The organism is Ornithinibacillus californiensis, assembly GCF_001038485.1.
Lineage (GTDB): Bacteria > Bacillota > Bacilli > Bacillales > Amphibacillaceae > Ornithinibacillus > Ornithinibacillus californiensis.
Window position 1 is genome coordinate 1 of the sequence record NZ_LDUE01000058.1, and the last position, 20,435, is coordinate 20,435.

The 20,435-nt window shown below is 37.7% G+C and carries 21 protein-coding genes and 1 pseudogene; 10 read left to right on the plus strand and 12 right to left on the minus strand.

All coding sequences use genetic code 11. The features are described from left to right. Window positions 1–510: 510 nt before the first annotated feature. Window positions 511–1,443 (minus strand): manganese-dependent inorganic pyrophosphatase, encoded by a 933-nt coding sequence (locus TE34_RS14055; protein WP_047985453.1) that lies wholly within the window; start codon window positions 1,441–1,443, stop codon window positions 511–513. 169 nt (window positions 1,444–1,612) lie between these two features. Here TE34_RS14055 and TE34_RS14060 point away from each other — a divergent pair, with 169 nt between their 5' ends. Both TE34_RS14060 and TE34_RS21630 read left to right on the plus strand, forming a co-directional pair. Continuing rightward, window positions 1,613–2,725 carry an NAD(P)/FAD-dependent oxidoreductase gene (locus TE34_RS14060; RefSeq protein ID WP_047985454.1) on the plus strand — a complete coding sequence of 371 codons (1,113 nt, stop codon included), beginning with the start codon at window positions 1,613–1,615 and terminating at the stop codon, window positions 2,723–2,725. Between the two features lie 69 nt (window positions 2,726–2,794). After that, window positions 2,795–2,929: a hypothetical protein gene (locus TE34_RS21630; protein ID WP_269083188.1), complete on the plus strand. Its 135-nt coding sequence runs from the start codon at window positions 2,795–2,797 to the stop codon at window positions 2,927–2,929. A 34-nt stretch (window positions 2,930–2,963) separates the two neighbouring features. On the opposite strand, the gene TE34_RS14065 is transcribed toward TE34_RS21630, so the two are convergent. Then, a complete protein-coding gene (locus tag TE34_RS14065; protein ID WP_047985455.1) occupies window positions 2,964–4,634 on the minus strand; it encodes a sensor domain-containing diguanylate cyclase in 1,671 nt (556 codons plus the stop codon). Between the two features lie 341 nt (window positions 4,635–4,975). On the opposite strand from TE34_RS14065, the gene TE34_RS14070 reads away from it, so the two are divergent. Continuing rightward, window positions 4,976–6,976: a putative bifunctional diguanylate cyclase/phosphodiesterase gene (locus TE34_RS14070; protein WP_047985456.1), complete on the plus strand. Its 2,001-nt coding sequence runs from the start codon at window positions 4,976–4,978 to the stop codon at window positions 6,974–6,976. Between the two features lie 9 nt (window positions 6,977–6,985). Here TE34_RS14070 and TE34_RS14075 read toward each other — a convergent pair whose 3' ends face one another. Continuing rightward, window positions 6,986–7,954 (minus strand): cation diffusion facilitator family transporter, encoded by a 969-nt coding sequence (locus TE34_RS14075; protein WP_157037639.1) that lies wholly within the window; start codon window positions 7,952–7,954, stop codon window positions 6,986–6,988. 310 nt (window positions 7,955–8,264) lie between these two features. On the opposite strand from TE34_RS14075, the gene TE34_RS14080 reads away from it, so the two are divergent. Continuing rightward, window positions 8,265–9,350 carry a putative glycoside hydrolase gene (locus TE34_RS14080; RefSeq protein ID WP_162200026.1) on the plus strand — a complete coding sequence of 362 codons (1,086 nt, stop codon included), beginning with the start codon at window positions 8,265–8,267 and terminating at the stop codon, window positions 9,348–9,350. A 258-nt stretch (window positions 9,351–9,608) separates the two neighbouring features. Here TE34_RS14080 and TE34_RS14085 read toward each other — a convergent pair whose 3' ends face one another. Beyond that, window positions 9,609–10,487: a DMT family transporter gene (locus tag TE34_RS14085; protein ID WP_047985458.1), complete on the minus strand. Its 879-nt coding sequence runs from the start codon at window positions 10,485–10,487 to the stop codon at window positions 9,609–9,611. 94 nt (window positions 10,488–10,581) lie between these two features. Here TE34_RS14085 and TE34_RS14090 point away from each other — a divergent pair, with 94 nt between their 5' ends. Next, on the plus strand, window positions 10,582–10,770 hold the full coding sequence (locus tag TE34_RS14090; protein ID WP_236687160.1) for a gamma-type small acid-soluble spore protein: 189 nt from the start codon (window positions 10,582–10,584) through the stop codon (window positions 10,768–10,770). Window positions 10,771–10,782: 12 nt separating this feature from the next. Continuing rightward, complete coding sequence (locus TE34_RS14095) at window positions 10,783–11,091, plus strand: DUF3892 domain-containing protein (protein ID WP_047985459.1); 309 nt, start codon at window positions 10,783–10,785, stop codon at window positions 11,089–11,091. 462 nt (window positions 11,092–11,553) lie between these two features. Here TE34_RS14095 and TE34_RS14100 read toward each other — a convergent pair whose 3' ends face one another. From TE34_RS14100 to TE34_RS14110, 3 genes are all read right to left on the minus strand, one after another. After that, window positions 11,554–11,976: a hypothetical protein gene (locus tag TE34_RS14100; protein ID WP_047985460.1), complete on the minus strand. Its 423-nt coding sequence runs from the start codon at window positions 11,974–11,976 to the stop codon at window positions 11,554–11,556. Between the two features lie 65 nt (window positions 11,977–12,041). Further along, window positions 12,042–12,593 (minus strand): hypothetical protein, encoded by a 552-nt coding sequence (locus tag TE34_RS14105; protein WP_047985461.1) that lies wholly within the window; start codon window positions 12,591–12,593, stop codon window positions 12,042–12,044. A 38-nt stretch (window positions 12,594–12,631) separates the two neighbouring features. Continuing rightward, on the minus strand, window positions 12,632–13,096 hold the full coding sequence (locus TE34_RS14110; RefSeq protein WP_084710721.1) for a YkvA family protein: 465 nt from the start codon (window positions 13,094–13,096) through the stop codon (window positions 12,632–12,634). Between the two features lie 157 nt (window positions 13,097–13,253). Between TE34_RS14110 and TE34_RS14115 the strand changes: the two genes are divergently transcribed. Next, a complete protein-coding gene (locus TE34_RS14115) occupies window positions 13,254–13,613 on the plus strand; it encodes a hypothetical protein (RefSeq protein WP_047985462.1) in 360 nt (119 codons plus the stop codon). Between the two features lie 253 nt (window positions 13,614–13,866). Here TE34_RS14115 and TE34_RS14120 read toward each other — a convergent pair whose 3' ends face one another. The 3 genes from TE34_RS14120 to TE34_RS14130 form a co-directional block, all read right to left on the minus strand. Continuing rightward, the gene (locus TE34_RS14120; RefSeq protein WP_047985463.1) at window positions 13,867–14,847 is read right to left on the minus strand and encodes a quinone oxidoreductase family protein; all 981 of its coding nucleotides are present in this window, start codon (window positions 14,845–14,847) and stop codon (window positions 13,867–13,869) included. Between the two features lie 66 nt (window positions 14,848–14,913). After that, window positions 14,914–15,162: a hypothetical protein gene (locus tag TE34_RS14125; protein WP_047985464.1), complete on the minus strand. Its 249-nt coding sequence runs from the start codon at window positions 15,160–15,162 to the stop codon at window positions 14,914–14,916. A gap of 136 nt (window positions 15,163–15,298) precedes the next feature. Then, window positions 15,299–15,589, minus strand: a complete 291-nt coding sequence (locus tag TE34_RS14130; RefSeq protein WP_047985465.1) for a hypothetical protein — start codon at window positions 15,587–15,589, stop codon at window positions 15,299–15,301. 194 nt (window positions 15,590–15,783) lie between these two features. On the opposite strand from TE34_RS14130, the pseudogene TE34_RS21740 reads away from it, so the two are divergent. Further along, window positions 15,784–16,053, plus strand: a pseudogene (locus TE34_RS21740) (formate/nitrite transporter family protein); the annotation flags it as partial. Then, window positions 16,050–16,289: a formate/nitrite transporter family protein gene (locus TE34_RS14140; RefSeq protein ID WP_047985467.1), complete on the plus strand. Its 240-nt coding sequence runs from the start codon at window positions 16,050–16,052 to the stop codon at window positions 16,287–16,289. The pseudogene TE34_RS21740 and the gene TE34_RS14140, both read left to right, overlap by 4 nt. Before the next feature lie 29 nt (window positions 16,290–16,318). Here the strand turns inward: TE34_RS14140 and abc-f are convergent, their stop codons facing one another. Together abc-f and TE34_RS21695 are read right to left on the minus strand one after the other, a co-directional pair. Beyond that, on the minus strand, window positions 16,319–18,187 hold the full coding sequence (gene abc-f, locus TE34_RS14145) for a ribosomal protection-like ABC-F family protein (protein ID WP_047985468.1): 1,869 nt from the start codon (window positions 18,185–18,187) through the stop codon (window positions 16,319–16,321). 156 nt (window positions 18,188–18,343) lie between these two features. Beyond that, window positions 18,344–18,457, minus strand: a complete 114-nt coding sequence (locus TE34_RS21695) for an RAxF-45 family protein (RefSeq protein WP_330218317.1) — start codon at window positions 18,455–18,457, stop codon at window positions 18,344–18,346. 138 nt (window positions 18,458–18,595) lie between these two features. Here TE34_RS21695 and TE34_RS14150 point away from each other — a divergent pair, with 138 nt between their 5' ends. Beyond that, complete coding sequence (locus TE34_RS14150; RefSeq protein ID WP_047985469.1) at window positions 18,596–20,362, plus strand: beta/alpha barrel domain-containing protein; 1,767 nt, start codon at window positions 18,596–18,598, stop codon at window positions 20,360–20,362. Window positions 20,363–20,435: the final 73 nt, after the last annotated feature.

Here is a 20,435-nt window from a genome sequence, read left to right on the forward strand (position 1 = left end):
TAACCCCTCGCCAAATGATGTTTACAGCCCTTCTAATAATCATTTCAGCACTAATTTCAAGCAGAATGATGTTAATAAGCCTTCTTAACTTCATTTCATCCTTTGACTCCACGTGAAATGATGTTTACAGCCCTTCTAATAATCATTTCAGCACTAATTTCAAGCGGAAATGATGTTAGTAGCCTTCCTTAACTTCATTTCATCCTCTAATCCCTCGCCAAATGATGTTTACAGCCCTTCTAATAATCATTTCAGCACCAATTTCAAGCGGAAATGATGTTAAAAGGCTCCCCTTAACTTCATTTCATCCTCTAACCCCTCGCCAAATGATGTTTACAGCCCTTCTAATAATCATTTCAGCACTAATTTCAAGTGAAAATAATGATTGCAACCACTCTTATTTTCAATCCACCCCTATTTCCACTGAAAAATGATGTTTACCCAAAAAAACGCACTGCAGATCCATGGGTAGAGTCCGCAGTGCGTCAACAAAAATTATACTATTTTAAATTACTTCACAAAAGCATCAGTAAGTGCTGTTACGATTTGCTTCTTACGTGAAACAACACCTTTTAACAATGCGCGGTTATTGGCATCAAGTTGTACATTAAATGCTTCAGCAACTTTTTCTACGTTAGCTCCACGTGCTAGTACTTCAGAATCATTATTCAAGATATCTGTAACTACGAACAAGAATAGATTTAATCCTTTTTCATTAACTGCCTTGTCCATTACTTCTTCTAGTTGAGCTTGTAACTCATATACTTTGCTTGCATCTACTGTATTGACTTGTGCGATTTCTACTTTTGCATCGCCCATCGCAAATTCTTTTGCATCCATTGTGATTAACTCTTGTGGTGACTTGTCACTTAGGTCAGCACCAGCTTGAAGCATATCTAGACCATACTTTTCTAATTCAACACCAGCAATGCCTGCTAGCTCATGTGCAGCATCGACATCTTCCTGTGTGCATGTAGGTGATTTCAGTAATAGAGAGTCAGAAATAATTGCAGATAACAGTAAACCAGCAATCTCTTTCGTTACTTCTACCCCATTTTCTTTGTACATTTTATTTAAAATGGTTGCTGTACAGCCAACTGGCTCTGCACGGAAGTATAGCGGTTCTTTTGTTTCAAAGTTTGATACACGGTGGTGATCGATAACTTCAGCAATACGAACATCTTTAATATTGCTTACACTTTGTTGAAATTCATTATGGTCTACTAAAATGACATCCTTCACTTCAGCAGGGACCGCCTCAATAAGTTGAGGTGCTTCGACATTAAAGTAATCTAATGCAAATGCTGTTTCTTTATTTACTTCACCTAGTCTTGCAGGCTCTGCATTCACGCCTAATTTATTCTTCAAATTAGCATAAGCAACAGCTGAACAAATAGTATCTGTATCTGGGTTTTTGTGTCCAAAGACAAGTGTTTTATCCATTTTCATTCTCCTTTATATGTATAGCATTACTATCAATTTATCCTAGTTACAAGATTATCATAAAATCGAGTTGGATTGAATATTTTTGCCATGTGACATTTTACATTTTCTCTTTTACTTCTTATAGTTATAATAGAATAACTCTAACGACAAAGAAGGTTTAAGATATATGAAAAGCTATATTATTGTGGGTGCAGGTATTCTAGGAGCAACTACTGCATACAGACTTGCGAAAAGTGGCGCTAAAGTTACGGTAATCGATAAGCCTGGAATAGGTCAAGCAACAGAAGCAGCGGCTGGTATTATTTGCCCGTGGCTATCCCAACGCCGAAACAAAAAGTGGTATCATCTTGCTAAAAGCGGAGCAAAAATGTACCCCGAATTAGTACAGGAACTAATGAATGATGGGCAAATTGAAACAGGCTATGCCCAAGTCGGTGCACTCAGTCTTCATAAAGAAGAAAAGAAGCTACTAGCAATGCAGGAAAGAGCATTAAAACGTAGAGAAGATGCCCCTGAAATTGGCGAAGTTACGTTATTAAATGCCTCTCAAACCAAAGAGCTTGTACCACTTATTGATGGAGGGTATTCCTCTGTTCTTGTTAGTGGAGGCGCAAAACTAGATGGACAAACATTCCGTTCAGCACTATTAAATGCAGCCCAAAAATACGGTGCAAAGGTAATCGACGGCACAGCAACACTATATCAAAAGGACAATCAAGTCCTTGGTGTATATGTAGAAAAAGAACGCTATGAAGCAGATCAAGTTATTGCTACTTGTGGAGCTTGGATGAATGAACTTTTAGCACCTTTAGGAATTAATTTTCAATCTACCGGTCAAAAAGGGCAACTTATCCATTTAGAGCTACCAGGTATAGATAGTAAAAATTGGCCTGTTATTATGCCTCCAACTAATCAATCCGTTGTACCTTTTGAAAACCATATTGTAATCGGGGCTACTCATGAGAATGACAAAGGATTTGATCTTCGCGTAACCGCTGGAGGAGTACAAGATATCTTAACCAAAGCATTAGATGTATTACCTCAACTTGCAGATAGTACATTATTAGAGACAAGAGTCGGTTTTAGACCGTTCACACCTGACTTCCTTCCTGTCATTGGACCGATACCTGGTGTAGAGGGGCTGCTAGTTGCTAATGGGCTTGGCTCTTCTGGACTAACTACAGGTCCATTTGTTGGAACACAATTAGCAAAATTAGCTCTTGATGAAGCAATAGAAATTTCTCTAGAGGACTACGATGTTAGCGGGGCTATTGAATAAGGTATTTACATTAATTAGTAGATTTGCTAATGTTTAATCAGGAACCGATGATACAAAGGGTGATTAAATTTGAATTCAAAAGGAAAAATAGCAGTATTACTAATAATCCTAGCAACCATTCTAATGACTGGATTAGCTTTCTTACTATTAGACGTTTATACACCAGAAGGAAACATTGAAAGTGAAATTACACATACAAACTAAAGCCAGTGCAGGGATCAGTCCTCTGCACTGGCTTTTACATTTTAATAGCATATTGATTTCCACCAGCATCTTTTGCTTCATATAATGCTTGGTCAGCGTTTCTAAACAAGGACTCAAACGTGTTAAATTTATCCTGCGATAAAAGCGAAATTCCGATACTAGTAGTTGTGACAAACTCTGCATGATCAATTTGCCATGGCGCACTCACAACCTCAATAATATCCTTCGCAACTTGAATCGCATCATCTCTACATTCTATCTCACGTAGTAGAAGTACGAATTCATCGCCACCAAGCCTTGCAAGAGTATCCACACTACGAATCCGTTTACCAACCCGCAAAGCAAATTCGGAAATCGCCTTGTCACCAATATCATGACCGAACGTATCATTAATAGATTTAAAATGGTCTAAGTCCATAATGATAATGGCAATTTTTTCACCCGTTTTTTCATAAGCATCTAATGCCTCTTTTAATTTCATTGAAAAATAACGGCGATTTGGCAATCCAGTTAACGTATCATGATAGGCAAAATACTTCAGTTTATCTTCGTAATTCTTTCTCGTAGAGATATCCCGTGATAAAACTACCATCTGTTTAAACACGTTATCCTGTTTGTAGACCGGTGAGCCTTTCAGTTCCGACCAGATCCAACCCATCGTCTGATGCTTTTGTCTAAATTGCGCCACCCAAGGCTTTCCAGTATTCTTACTCTGTGCAAACGATTCAAGTAAACTTTCAATATCATCAGGATGCACATTATAATAGAAGTCCTTGCCAATATACTCATCTGGATTAAAGTTTAATACATCACGGTAAGATGGCGATACATAAGTAATCTTTCCATCCTTATCTAGCATCGTAATTAAGTCTCCTGAATACTCCGCAATAATTTCAAACTTATTTTCACTCTCTGTATACTTATGTTGAATCTTAATCTGTTCGGTAATATCCTTACAAATTGCATATATTCCAACCGTTTCATCATTAACAATGATTGGCGTGAATTTAATAATTGTTTCAATATTTTTACCATTTTTACTGCGCATTCGCACACTAAATTCTTCTAAAATACCATTAATTGCAACGCCAAAATATTTCTCAGCAGTCGCAACATCTTCTTGTAATAAAAGCGTTGTATAGTGAATGCCAATCAGATTGTCCTTTGAATACCCTGTAATCAACTCCAGGGACCGGTTAACAGTTACAATTAACCCTTTATCATCAATAGCAATAACACCGTCTAAATTATAATCAAATAGTGATTGGTAGCGTTGCTTACCTACTATCAGCATTTCACGAGCTTTACTAGCTGCTTCTTCAGCCCTTCTACGCTCTGTAATATCCTTAACAACTGCTACGACATGTGTACATCGACCATTGTCGTCAAAAAGTGGAGTCAACACATTTTCGCCGAATCTTTCTTCTCCAAGTGGGGATGGATATAGATCCTCATAGACAACAACATTTTTTGTTTCTACTGCCTCTTGATATTTCTTTAACAAGAATTTCGCCTTTGATTCTTGTAATACGTCTTGAAAGGATTTACCAATTATCTCATTAGTTAATCCAGCATATTTCTTTACTGCTAGATTAATAAAATGATAGATAAAATTTCCATCTGCTCGAACTTCCATAATATAGACCATATCTTGAATTCCATTTAATAGCACATTATTTAAAAATTGCTCTTTATGAATAATCATCGGACCCCACTCTTTATCCTTATGACGTAAATTACCAATATAACAGTAATCGGTTTCAGAAATTACATCAAATATAGTTAAAAAATACTAGATTTCCCTATAGAACACAATAGGACTATAGACCTATAAAGCGTTGAAGTATCTAATATTCGTCAATTTACTATTATACAAAATAATCTCGAAATAGAAATATTTATCTATTGTAAAATACTCCATAATATGGAAATTGATAGTTTCACCATAAAACATGTACTAAAATTATAATTTTTCAATTTTTAATAATTATGTTACACTCTATGTATTAAATACTAATTTCGACAAAATTTGACAGGTGAAAACTGATGACGAGACTAAGCTTAAAAAAGATTCCTACCATACTCTGGTTTTTTGGTGCTGCTGTTTTAGCTGGTTCTATTTATATGGAGACTAGTTCCTTAATGGAAACGGAAGGCCTCTTTTGGACTGCGAATACGGTTATGATTGCGTTGTTTACTTATTACGGAGGGTTCTACGGTGGTATTCTCTACCTCCTGCTTCTTAGTGGTATCTACTTAGTGACGGGAATTTTCTCTACACCTAATGACCTATCTGTACAGAACTTATTCCCTTATGTTATTGGATTGTTCATATCTTTTTCCATTGGTATTCTTGGCTGGAAAATTCGTACGAACGAAGTCCACTTGAATAAGCTGTTCGAAAACAATGATATTACGTTTTGGACATGGGATTTAGAAAACGATGAACATACCTTCTCTGAGGGGTACGCAAAGATTTATGGTGTGACTAGAGAATCGATAAGAGATAACCCTTATCACTGGAAGGATGTTGTGCATCCAGATGATAAATATATGCTCATGGATGCCCATGAGCAGCAGAAAGCAGGAAAGAAAACAAACATTACATACCGTTTCTTTCATAGCAGCGGTGAAGTAAGATGGTTACAAGATTCCGCAACACCTCATTTAGATAGAAATGGCATCGTTACCAGAGTAGATGGCGTTATCTTGGATATAACCAATCAAAAGCAAGCAGAACAGAAGATGAACCAATTAATCCACTACGATTCATTAACTGGATTGACAAACCGAGTTTGGTTTAAGAACTACTTAGATACTGCTTTAATATCGACAAATAAATATGGCCGTTCCGTAGCAGTTATGTTTATTGATTTTGATAACTTTAAACGAGTTAACGATACACTCGGACATAGTGCCGGAGATCAATTATTGATTCGGATTGCAAATCGTCTAAAGTCATTTTTACGGGAGAGCGATATTGTATCGAGACAGAGTGGTGATGAATTTTTAGTTCTTATTGAAAATCGAAACCTTGACGAAATCGAACAATTAGCAAAAGACATAATAACAAAGATGAATGAACCTTATTCCATCAATAGTACAGAGATAATTTCAACTCCTAGCATTGGTATCAGTATCAATCTCGATTATGAGGATGACGCCGAAGCATTAATCAAAAAGGCAGACTTTGCGATGTACTTAGCAAAAGAAAACGGAAAGAATAATTATCAGTTTTATAATGATGAACTGAATCAAAAAATGAAACGGAAGATGATATTAGAAACGTATTTACATAAAGCGATTGAACTAAATGAATTAACCGTTCACTACCAGCCACAGTTTGATTTAGCTTCCTATCATATTGTAGGTGCTGAAGCTCTACTACGCTGGGAATGCGAAATGGGTAAAATTCCACCAGATGAATTTATCCCTATTGCGGAAGAAACAGGATTAATTATTCCAATAGGTGAATGGGTATTGCGCCAAGCTTGTCAAGATGTGAAACGTTTTAAAGCAAATGGATTAGAGACATTCCCAATTTCGGTTAATATTTCGACGAGGCAATTAATGGCTCCTAACTTCATTGAACGTGTTCAAACAATAATTGAAGAAGAACAAGTTAATCCGAAACTGTTAACACTAGAAATCACAGAAAGTGCGTTTCTTTACTATGAAGATGCCAAGGAAAATATTCTCGCGCTTCGTAATTTAGGAGTTGGCGTTTCCTTAGATGACTTCGGAATTGGCTATTCATCCTTAAGTATGATACGAAACATTGAAATCGATGAATTGAAAATCGATCGTTCTTTCTTAAATGATTCGATAAAAAACAACCGGGTCCGTTCCTTGTTAGAAGCAATTATACAAATTGGTAAGAAAATTAATACGAAGGTTGTCGTCGAAGGAATTGAAACGAAGGAACAAATTGATATACTAACCGTTTATGATGTTTTGGGGCAAGGATACTTTTATAGTAAACCTCTTCCTATCGAGGAATTTGAAGACTGGTGCCTTCAGGCAAAGAAAAAAGCGAAGAGTTTCTAGACTCTTCGCTTATTTTTTATCTTCTTTTCGATCTTGCCATGATTTCGTGTCATCATCTTCTATTATACCTAAGACAACATCCGCAATATCCGGTTCGCGTAGTAGTTTATCCGATAGCCGGAATTTAATATCATCTGCCTCAGCAAGCGTTAAACCTTTTACAAGTTCCACTGTTACTTCTACATGGAAAGTTCTACCTTCCTGAATTACACGTAGCTTGTAAATATCAACAACAGACTCATCCGCTAATAAATCCTCAGCAATTGTGTTTTCTACATCTGCAGGCGCAGATACTCCAATAAGTCCAACCATGTTATCATAGCCAACCCGGAATGCGACAAATAGCATAAGGAGACCTATTATGATCGAGATAAATCCATCCGCTTCTAATATGCCAAAATACTGTGCCAAGACGATACCGATAATAGCAAGCACCGCACTTGATGTAGCAACTAAATCTTCATAGAAAACTAATCGTGTTGCAGGAGAGGCTTTCTTCGCTCCCTTAAAGGCGGTTGTGAAAATGTTCCCCTCATCTGCTATTTTCGATTCTTCCTTAATCTCTTTCATTGCTTTCAATAAAATAAATCCATCCACTATAAATGCTGCAACTAATATTCCAATATTAAGCCAAAAGTTACTAGCTTCTTCAGGATGCTGGATAATATGCCAGCCTTCCTTAATTGTCTCATAAGCCATGACCGTAACAACAATAACCGCTACCATACAAAAGATATTGATTACTCGTCCAAATCCAACCGGGAACCGCTTAGACGGCTTCATCTCGGATAGAACGCTACCAAAGAAGACAAATCCCTGGTTTACCGCATCTGCAAATGAGTGCATCGCAGAAGCAAACATTGTACCACTACCACTGATACCAGCTGCTACTGCTTTTATAATCGCTAAAAACGTATTCCCTAATGCAGCTACACCTGAGGATGTGTTCCCTTTTTTGACAAGTTGCATCAAACCCATATTCATCCCCCCAATAATTTCATAAGTTTCCTCTTAATTTCCCCTTATTCCTCCATTTAATGTACAAGAAAATTAACACGGAATTGCTAATTAATGACTCGAATCAAAGACACGAAAGGCGCACAACGTAAGAGTAAAGGAGGGGATAAAGCTGAAACAAAAATTAGTATCCATTATACTTTTACTCATCCTTGTCGCCTGTTCCAATGAACAAGGAGCACCGCCTGAAAGTCCAGGTGATAAGCCTATAGATAATAATACCACAATTGGTAATAGTCTGAAAAACACAAGTGAAAACTTAGATAATCATGTGAGAAAGCTGTCCTCAACGAATGATACAAAAAAAGATCTACAATCATTAGAATATGCTGAGGAGAAAGTAAAACCAAAAGAAACACCTGTAGAAAAACCAGAAAAAGTTGATGTCCGGGGAATATATCTCAATCGCACTTCCATAACGGAGGATAACGTCCAAAAGTATATTGACCTCATAAAAAGCTCAAACCTCAATGCTGCCGTGATCGATGTTAAAGATGACTACGGAAAATTGACCTATGACTCACAGTTAGAACTCGCTAATGAAATCGGATCCGACAGTAATCCAGCAACGAAAGATTTAGAAAAACTAATCCAACGATTCAAAGATGCAGGAATATACACCATCGCACGTATCGTAGTTTTCAAAGACCCCTATCTAGCTGCTAACAAGAGCGACTTCGCCCTAAAACGGAAAAACGGTACAGTCTGGCAAGACCCTTCCGGAACGAAATGGGTAGATCCATACAAACAAGAAGTGTGGAACTACATTACCGATATCGCAAAAGAAGCAAGTGAAAGTGGTTTTGACGAAATCCAATATGACTACATCCGCTTCCCAGAACGAGCAAAACAGGTTGATCAAGAAGTAGCATTCGACAACCCTAACGGACTTTCTAAAGCAGACAATATTTTAGCTTTCCTAAAGCACTCCGAAGAACAATTAAAAAACGAACCAGTATATGTCTCTGCTGATGTATTTGGCTTAGTCACAACCGCTTCAGATGATATGGGAATTGGACAAGTTTGGGAAAATATTTCACCGAACGTGGATTACATCTCACCAATGACCTATCCTTCTCACTATGCACCTGGTTCATACGGCGTACCGAACCCAGACCGAGCACCATACGAAATCATGCTCCAAGCAATGAAGGACGCTAAGAGCCGAAATGGTGAACTAACAGAACAAGGCAAAGAAGCAGCAACCATCCGACCTTGGGTACAAGATTTTGATTATAAAAGTAACTACACTGCCGCAGACGTACAAAAGCAAATCCAAGCGTTAGAAGATGCAGGCATTTCACAATACTTGATATGGAACGCTGGAAATGTGTATACAGTCGAGGCTTTTAAATAGATGGAAAAAACCGCTGAGTTTTCAGCGGTGTACATAGAATATTTATGGTTGGGACATATGACCAATTTTGCTGTATATGTGACTTTACTTTGGGGCATCTGCCCAAACCTGTAGTACATGTGACCATTCAGTTTGAAGTTCTACCCAATCCTGCTGGACATGTGACCAAACAGAATGAACATCTACCCAATCCTGCTGGACATGCGCCCACCAGATTTAACATCTACCCAATCAAGCTGGACATGCGCTCAAACTTCTTTAAGCTACCTTTTTCCTTCCAATCCGTATCTCACTCAAAAAAGTAGACCCCAATATTAAAATCCCACCAATAACCTGCACGAATGTCATACTTTCACTCAAGAATAAGGCTGCCATTAAGACGGCGGATATCGGATCAATGTAGCTCATCACCGCAATCGTTTGTCCTTTTAATTTTTTCATGGAAGAGAAATATAATAAATAGGCAACACCAGTATGGACTACCCCAAATATGGCGATTAACACAATCGACTGAACCCCTAGACCACCATAGCTCATCTCCTCTGTCATAAAGACATACGGCAACATGACAACCGTGGCCATAGCTAACTGCATGATGGTCGTTTCAAAATCAGATAAACCCCTGATAAATTTATTAATTAAAATCACACTTGCATAGAGCCCAGCAGCTAACAAGCCATATCCAATCCCAACTGGATGATTATACGCTCCAACCAATGATGATACCCCAGGTTGGACAACTAAAAACAATCCAATAAACGCAAGCAAGATACTAACCGCCTTTTTTGAAGTCCACTTCTCTTTTAATAAAATTGGTGCAAGCAGCATTACAAAAATCGGTGCGAAGTAATAACTTAACGTCGCATTGGAAATCGTTGTAAAGAGATAGGCTTCAAATAGAAAAATCCAGTTGAATCCCATTGCTGCCCCAGAGATAAGCAATAAGGTTAAATTCCGCTTCGAAATTCGAAAGTTCACCTTTTGCTTGATAATAAAGCTTGCAGCAATTAGAAAAACACTACCAATTGCTCCTCGGAAAAGGGCAATCTCACTTGAGGATAAATCAATATTTTTCACAAATAAACCAAGACTCCCAAAAATAAGCATAACCATAATAAATGTAGCTTTTGCCCCCATGATGCTTCCCCCTAATTCCATTTATGTATTTTCCCATTATCTCATATTCCATATTAGATTAGCACAGAATAAAAACTGGAAGGGAGAAATCATTGTGAAAAAATATACAGTTTCAGGAACGGATATAGAAGAAGTAAAGCGAAGAAATGCTAACTCTGGCTTGTCCTACAATGAGGTGAAGGCTGTATTAGCAAAAACAGGTGGTCAAGGAACAGCACAATTTAGTGACACCAATCCAGAGGAAGTAAAAAAACAAATCCATCCAAATACACCACTTCAATAAGGAGGTATACTAATGCCAGAGAAGGATTTTGAACAAATTTATAATGAATACCGAAATCAAACCGAGCAAGCTGCGGAAATCACTCCAGCGGATACATCTGGAAAAGAACAAATCGTTTCAGTTCGCAAAAATGATGATGGAGACATTATCGCATTCAAAACAGCTTCCGGTCGAGAGTTAGACTATGTCACAGCCTTAGATGAAGCAAAGGCTGGAAACATTGCCCATATCGATGTGTTTCACAAATATGGACGAGATATTATTCGAAGTGAACCGGATGGGATTAAGGAGAATAATTTGGATCAATTGCCGGAGTTTTAAACACTCTTAAAAAGGCGAAATCCCGTGGGATTTTTGCCTTTTTTAATTGTGCTTACTAAGCATGTATCATAGTGACGTTTTTGCGCGCTTCTTATCTTCATTTCAACCATGATTTCATACTAAGATGATGAATTGAGGGTTACTATTCTTCACTTCAACCATGATTCGATCCCAAAATGATGAATAGAGGGCTTTTATTCTTCATTTCATCCATCATTTCATTCCAAAATGATGAATAAAGGTCTTCCATTCTTCTTTTTCAATTATGATTTCATGTCAAAATGATGAATAGAGGGCTTTTATTCTTCTTTTCAACCATCTTTTCATTCCAATATGATGAATAAAGGTCTCCCATTCTTCTTTTCAACTATGATTACATTCCAATAAGAAGAATAGAGCTCTTCTATTCTTCTTTTCAACCATGATTCCATTCCAATATGATGAATGAGAGCCATAAACCTCTTACATCCCAACCCACAACTTATTATGTTTCATTTCAAAAGTCTTCCGCAACCCAACAGGATATCCACTAATTGCTTTTATTTGATGCAAATCAACCATCAAGAGCTGACCCTGTAGTTCTAGATAAGAATATCGTTTCAGTAGTTTACTTAGTAACCAGTTCCAATTAATTGGTCGTACTTTTCGTATCCAAATATATACGGTTCCTCTATACACAACTAAAGGTACAATCTCTACAGTAACTTTTACTCCGCTAAACTTTCCAGAGAGACGAATAAAATTTTGTTCAAACGTAACTACTACATCCATAAAAAAAGGACGCCTAGATACATGCTTGTCAATTAGTTTCTGAACTGTCTTTTCAGTAATCGGGATTCGAATACCAAAACTTCTCCAGATAGGTTCAGCTAATTGTACAAGCATGATCCGACATCCTTTTTTTTTTAAATAGGACCGTACTTAACTTTTATATGTTCTACATCCATGAATTATGCATTTTTCCAGATTTTTTCATACTTCTTTTTATATTTTTCATCCTCTACTTCTTCAATCAGTGAAAGAGCTATTTCTTTGATTTGTTCATCCTTTATTTCATCGTAGAGATTGCGTAACCCTTGAAGGATGTCGTTACGAATTAATGTGTAATTTTTTTCTGAAGTACCATTCTTAAATCGGTCTACCAAGTGCTCGAGTAACAATGCCTTCTGTTCCTCACCTGCTAGGCCAATCTTCCAAATAGATTGGATGGTATGGCGGGCAGTTACAAATTTCTCATCATAAGTCACTTTCCATACAGCATTAAAATCAGCTAGCATTCTTTTTTCTGGATCACTTTTTGCTAAACCACATAGAAACTGTGCTGCACGAGAGCGCTCATGATTACTCTTATGGGTAAGGTTTGCTACCAATTCATCCCAAACGTCATAAGCCCAATCGACTGGTTGATCCATAGCTTTCATGATTGCATGAAACGCTTCATATTGCTTTTCTTTATCTTCAGCATGAAGATGATCAAAATGCGATTGTATCGCAGTATCCATTGCATTCACTCCTTATAAGAAAAGGTAGCCACTAGTGACTACCCTTGTAGTTTCTCATCAATTTCTGTTGTATCAACTTTCTCACCAAACCAACGTTGCAGCTTTTCTTTTGCCTTCGCTTTTACCTCGTCGTCCACATGAACAGCAACCTGTAATAAGGCAGCAGTTAGAACACCAAGGTCATCGATAAAACCTACACCGAGCGCAACATCTGGGATTAAGTCAATCGGAAGAATAAAGTATCCCAATGCACCAACAATGGTAGCTTTTACCTTCATCGGAATCTCAGGCTTCTGTAATGTATAATAAAGAATTAATACAACATAAACAACAGATGAACCAGCCTTTTTGGCAAATTTTCCTAGCTTTTCCCAAAACTTTTCATCTGAAAAATGCTCACCATGCTTTTGAATTTCTTCTTCATCAATATTTTCAACTTCATGTTTAATCTCTTCGATTTGCTCTTGATTAACTGCTCTCTTCTTCTTGAACTTTTCAAACATGACATATCACCTCTGTGTATAGATTTTGAAAAGCTTGTCCTAGTTTAATTATAAACGTTATAGTTCTATCCGTGAAGTTTTCTTCGACAGGATGCTCTAATTTTCTCCTTGTTTTTTCGCGATATTTTACTATACTAATGATAAGGAGGTGAATAGTGTGGAACAGGAAACAATACTTAAAGAGATTTTACATGCTGTTAAGCTTCATGGTGAACATATGAACAAGCAATTTGTTGAAATGGATGCGAAGTTTGAGAAGAAATTTGTTGAAATGGATGAAAAGTTTGAGAAGAAATTTGCTGAAATGGATGCAAATTTTGAGAAGCGTTTTGACGAAATGGATGAAAAATTCGAGAAGCGTTTTGATGAAATGGACAAGCGTTTTGACCGACTTGAGAAAAAAGTTGATGGGATTCGAATGGATTTAACAGATACTCAACAAACTACCAACTATCTACTTAAAAAAATCGCAGACCACGATAACAAACTTCTAGAACTATCCCAGCAGCAACGCTAATTCCCTCAAGCTGCAAGTTCCAGTAATCTAATACCTTCACTCGAATTACTGGAGTGAAGGTGTTTTTTATTTATAATATTACACTCACTTGAAAGACTATAACTATCCATAATCAAAAGAATGGAGAGGATTTCATGGGGGACGTTTTCGTTTATTTTCCGCACAATATGCACTTCCAATAACAAAAGGGTTTGCAGCCGTTCATGCTGTGGAATAAGAAACACCTTCACTCCATGTACAGAGTGAAGGTGTTTTAAGTTTGTTCCATAACATTCAACAAAACCTTACCCGTATGCTCTCGATTTTCTATCATCTGATGTGCTTCTGCAACATTACTTAGTAAAAATTCAGCCCCGATAATAATATCCAATTTATCTTTTGCCAAAAAACTAATAACTTGCTCTGCAGCTTCCTTTAGTAAATATGGTCTCTTTTTACGCGTATTTCCAAGACTAAATCCTAACACAGAACGGCAACTATTGTGAAGATCTTTTGTTATAAAATGGCCCACATCTCCACTAGAGTTCCCAAAATGGACTAGTCTCCCAAACTCAGCTAAACATTTCATGCTCTCCTCGGAAACCTTACCAGACATTGAATCAAGAATTACATCAGCGCCTATCCCTTCTGTAACATGGAGTACTTTCTCCGAAAAGTCTTCGTAAGTAAAAACATGGTCCGCACCAGCTTGTTTAACAACAGTAGTTTTATTGATATTACCTACTGTACCAATAACGGTTCCTGCCCCAAGTAACTTGGCTATTTGAATGGCAGTCGTTCCTACACCACCTGCAGCAGAGTGAACTAAAACTGTTTCCCCCTTGGCTATCCTACCTATGTCATTTAAAAGCTTATAAGGCAGGAAGGAAACTATTGGGCTTGCTGCTGCTAAATCAGTTCCAATTTCATTAGGAATAGGAAACGTTAGATGTTCATTTGCAACTGCATATTCCGCATAAGAACCTGTTCTTGGAAAAGCAATCACCCGCTGTCCTTCAACTAATCCCTCTACACCTTCTCCAGTTTCTACAATCGTTCCTACTAAATCCAATCCTAAAATTAAAGGGAATTTCCCTTTACCCTTTTTACCAGTTCTATTTTTGATGTCGGCAAAATTAACACTTGTTTTTATAACTTTAATTAATACTTCATGCTTACCCGGAGTTGGTGTTGGTACTTCTGTATATTGTAATACCTCAGGTCCTCCAAATTCTTCAATTACCACAGCTTTCATTGATCTTCACCCTAACCTTTCAACCGTTGCCACAATGTTCCTATACTAGAACGTAGAAGAGATATCTCAGAAAAAATCCTTCTCCTCAATCAAGCAATATCTGCCTCGTTCCACTCGATTTAACACCCTATAATAATCAGGCACTTCCGATGAATTATTCCCTCCATGAGAGACTGGAACCATGTCTGCCATGGAAGTACTATAATCCTTCCACCGAGACCCATATTTTTTCGTAACCCAATCTTCAATTTCTCTAGCCGTCCGTTCGCCACCTAAATTATGAAATGCGTCGATAATTGCTTCGATCTGTGTCAAAAGATCAACCCCCTGAAAAGTCTATTATCTACTTAATATCGTCTAGCTTTTCTCTGTTATTTTGCCTGAGTTGTTCCAATCGCACAATTTCTCATGAGCTATCACTCCTCTTGTCGAAGGCTACATTATTAATCTATTAATCAAACTCCGCCAAGATTCGCTTTAAATCATTTCTAAATTCTGGAGAAAATACTTCCTTTTCAAAACCAACTTTCATTAGCTCTAATAATTCCTCTTCTGGAAGATCTAGTGGTCTTAGCTGGAATCTTGTTTTCCCCTCTTTTTCGGTATACCAAGTAAATCGTATCTCCTCACGACCTTGCGCTTTTACATATATTTTCTCTACTGCCGAAATATCAGAACCTTCTTGTACAATTGCTTGCTTTAATAAATCACAGTAATCAGTACTTTTAATAACATTAGACATCTCTTCCCCCTCTTTCTTAAAAAAAGCAGAAGTATCCATATGGACTTACTTCTGGTTTTCTAGTTGGGTAATAAGTTCTACAGATAATATTCTACAAAAAATACTAAAATCCTTTATTATGAAGCAATTCTTAACTTTTTCTTCATATAGTACGAATAAGATCATGATAAGTCGTCAAAAAGTCACTTGTTACGAGTGACTTTTTTCATATAGGTTTTGTAATGATTTTACTTTTAAATTTAGAATTGGTTACTGGTAACTTCGCCATGCTTCCAATTGCCGGTCTCCGGAAGAAAACTGCCGTACCTAACATTTTGTATAACTTCTTTTGGGCATTTATCGGTAACCTTATCGGGAGCTTATTCTTCGCCTTGTTGTTCAGTATGTATATTACAAAATTCGGGCACATTACAAGTTTTATATCATACATAAAATTACCCAAGCAGCAGAAAGCAGAACTTTGAGCTATAAGGAGTATGGCGCCGCCGGTATTGGTGTAATGTTTACCAAAGCTCTTCTTTGTAACTGGATGGTTACCCTTGGGGCAGATATTACCCTTGCTAATTGGTGGGTGTGGAACCAGGTAATCGTCACACTAGGAAACTTATTAAGTGGCTTTTTATTTACCGGACTTGCCTTACATCTTGTGACAAAAGAACCGGTTCTGACAGAGTTAAAAACTCAAAAATCAGCCAGTTAACTACTAAGTGGGGGGAATGTTCCCCCACATCATCCTATTTGATTGCAAAGTGCTTCCCACTGTTTCTCTAGTTTTTCTTTTTCCAGGTATAACTCTTGCAGTCGTTCTACTTCATTTATTTCTTCTAGTAATTGATCAATTTCTACAATTTTATTTTCCACTGTTAGTAATTCTTTCTCTAGATGATGAGGAGTAGCTTTGGATTCTTTTTCCTTTGGTAGACTAACCTCTTTTTTTCTAGTAGGAACAGTAGACTCACTCTTTCCAATCAATTTTTCATCCATCTTCTTTTTCGCATACGTATAGTTGCCAACAAAGCTTTCCATACGTTTGTCATGAATCCAGTAAATCTTTTCAAATAGTTTGTTGAGGAAATACCGGTCATGGGAAACCGCTAAGATGGTTCCGTTAAAGTCCTCAAGAGTGTCCTCTAATACCTCTCGTGATTCAATATCCAGGTGGTTCGTCGGCTCATCTAATACGAGTAAATTCACATCTTGATACATTAGCTGTGCTAACCGAAGGCGCATTCTTTCCCCACCACTTAGCTGGGATACTTTACGGAATACCGCAGGGCCGTAAAACAAGAATTTGGCTAAAATTCCTCTAGCCTCTCCCTCCGTAACGTGGACCTCATCACGAAATACTTCCATAACCGTTTCCTCACCGATGTCCGCAAAAATATGTTGGGATAAGTAACCAATCTTTACGTTACTGCCAATCCGTACTTCTCCTTCATCGGCTTCCACATGACTAAGTACCATCTTAATTAGTGTGGATTTCCCCGTACCATTTTCACCAATAATAGCTACTCGGTCCTGGTAGGAAACATGCATGTTTACATTTTTAAATAATTGCTTATCTCCAAACTGCTTTGCCACATCGTTTATGGAAATAACGTCTTTCCCACTGCGATCAGCAGCTTCCATCTCCAGATTCATCTTCTTCCGGTTCAGCACGGGACGATTCAGTTTTTCCATTCTTTCTAGCGCTCTTTCCATGTTTCGTGCCCGCTTATGCAAGCCTTCATTCGGTGGATTTGCCCGATTCGCCCACTCTTTTAACCGCTTAATCGCCTCTTTCATTTTCTTTATTTTCTTCTGTTGCTCTTCATAGGCCTGGAACTCTCGCAATAGACGCTCTTCTTTTTCTTTTACAAAGCCAGAGAAATTGGTATGGTAGCTAGTGATTTCCCCGTCTTCCATATCCAATATCCGGTTTGCCACTTCATCCAAGAAATATCGGTCATGGGAAATGATAACAACTGTCCCGCTATAGTCTTTTAAAAACGTACCTAGCCACTCAACTGCCATCAAATCCAGGTGATTTGTCGGTTCATCTAATAGGAGTAAATCGGGCTCTTTCAGTAGCGATAGCGCAAGACCTACCTTCGTTTTTTCACCACCACTTAGTGTGGAGAATGGTTTATCTAATAATGCTTGAATATGAAGACCATGCACCACTTTTTCAATTGTAGCCTCGATTTCATATCCACCCTGTAAGGTAAACTGATCCTGCAGGTTACCATAGTCTTGCATCAGTTTTTGCAAGTCGTCCTCCTGGCGTTGTTCGCTCATCTGCTTTTCTAATTGATTCATCTTTCCTTCGACCAGTAATAGATGAGCAAATGCTGTCTTTAATACCTCTCTTACTATGACATCCTTCTGATAGTCTGGAATCTGTTCCAAATAACCGATTTGCAAACCTTTTTTCCAATGAATCTGTCCGGCATCCGGCGTTTCCTTTCCAGCTAGTAATTTAAATAGCGTTGTCTTCCCGCTACCATTCCGTCCAACGAGGCCGACACGTTCTTTTTCTTTTATCTCAAACGTTATATTTTCAAAAATAGTATTTCCACCGTACATTTTTTTCACATCATTTACACTACACGTTATCATTATTCATTTTCCTTTCTTTCTAAAAAATAAAAAACCACAAGAGAATACACTTCTCCCATGGTTTAATAAAAGCATAAGAAAAGAGAGCATGAGAGCTCCCCTTCTACCTACTTATATATGGGTAAAAAGATATTTCTACTGTTTTAGATTTGCTATTTAGTTGCTAAAAAAGGGCATACGTATCCCGTTAATAACAAAATCAGCAAATTTTGCACGGGTGAAATATAGGAAATCAGTCCAAAATCCGTGCACTAAAACAGTATTCAACATCTTTTTACACCTCCGTTCTGAATAATTATCTTAAGTTTATCTTTTTTTGAATATTTTTTCAAGTCCTCTTTTTAACTCGTACTGGCATAACCGCGCATGATACAATGGAGAAAAGTCGGGATGTAAGGAGGAATGGACATGCCTGATTGGTCCTACCATGGTATTTTCAAGCCATTGTTATCCAAGTTACCTCCAACGGTGTCGAGGGAATTTATCCACCGTGGAATGAGTACGATTGCTTCACTACCATTTGGTATCGGCTCACATATCATTAATTTTCTAGGTAGAGAAGAAAGTTCCACATACTTGAAGAAGGATATTGATAGAATCGTATTTTCAAATCCGGTTGGGTTATCTGGAAAAATTGACCCACTACTTTCTGGTACAAAAGCGTTTACAAACTTAGGGTTTGGTTTTCTAGAGATTGGACCAGTGACCGTATCGGAAACAGACATTTTTACGAGTCCAATCGTTGATAAAAATAAACAAAAAATCTATTTTCCATCCATAGCAGAATCTATTGGACTCGAAAAGACCATTAAGAAATTGAAAAAGGTAAGACAGAAACAACCTGTTTTTATTAGATTAACCGGCACGAAAGATGAACTAGTAAGTATGTTACAGGCGCTTGATAGTTACGCCGATGCTTTTATTATAGAATCACATTTACCTGACCTAGTAAGCGAGACAACCAAACCAATCTACTTAGCTACTTCAAAAGTAAATGATGAGATAATGAAGAGTCCCTATACTGGTATAGTTTTAGAGCATGCCGATAATTTTGCTAGTTTTATAGAAGAAATCAATAACTTACGTAAAAATGGGTATCCCAATACAATTATCACTTCAGGTGGAATCTTTGAACCAGAACAAGCACTTCAACTACTAGATGCGGGTGCTAATTTAGTCATGTTGTCTGACGGGTATGTTTTTGCTGGACCTGGTCTTACGAAACGGATCAACGAGGCACTTGTCGACCGGTTAGAGATGAGCATCCCCCCACAAGCCGGTTGGTTTTCCTATTGGCTTTTTGGCTTATTCATTATGCTTGGTGGAATGCTTGCTTTCCTGTTCAGTATTACGACCATTATCCTTCCCTATGACGAGAGCTTCTTGAACATGGAACGACAAGCGCTATGGGCATTCAACGAACGGATTATGTTATTTATGGCCCATGACCGAATGACTCTAGCCGGAACGATGATTTCTGGTGGGATAGTCTATATGCAACTTGCTAAGTATGGAGTGAAACGAGGCCTACGATGGGCGAAGCAAGCAATTGATATAGCTGCAATTATAGGCTTCCTTGGAATACTTGCGTTTATAGGTTATGGCTACTTTGATTGGCTCCATCTGATTTTTTGGATCGTGTTACTACCTTTTTACATCGATGGATTTAGAAAAACACGAGGAATACGCGGTACCCCATCCTCTAAAAATCGAAGAAATAACAAGACGTTTAAAAGAGGCATTTACGGACAGCTAGCTTTTGTCTTATTAGGTTTTTCATTTGTACTCGGTGGTATTATCATATCTATTATCGGGGTAACTTCTATTTTCGTCCCAACAGACCTACTTTATATATGTATGACTCCAGAAATGATGAAAGATTTTAATGAAAACCTACTCCCTGTTTTGGCACATGATCGAGCAGGATTTGGAAGTGCTTTACTGAGTGTTGGACTACTGGTGCTTACGATGTCGCTATGGGGATACCAACAAGGAAACCGTTGGGTATGGTGGACCTATTTAGTTGGCGGTCTTCCAGCGTTTTATGCGGGAATTTATATTCATTTCGCTATAGGATATACGACTTTTATTCATTTACTACCTGCTTATTTTGCGCTTGGGTTATTTTTAATCGGGTTGGTGCTTTCCTATCGGTTTTTGACAAAACAGAAATAAGATTGGATAGCAAAGGGGTACAAATCGCTACTGATTTCGTATCTCTATTTTTTTTGGAAAAATTAAAGCCAAA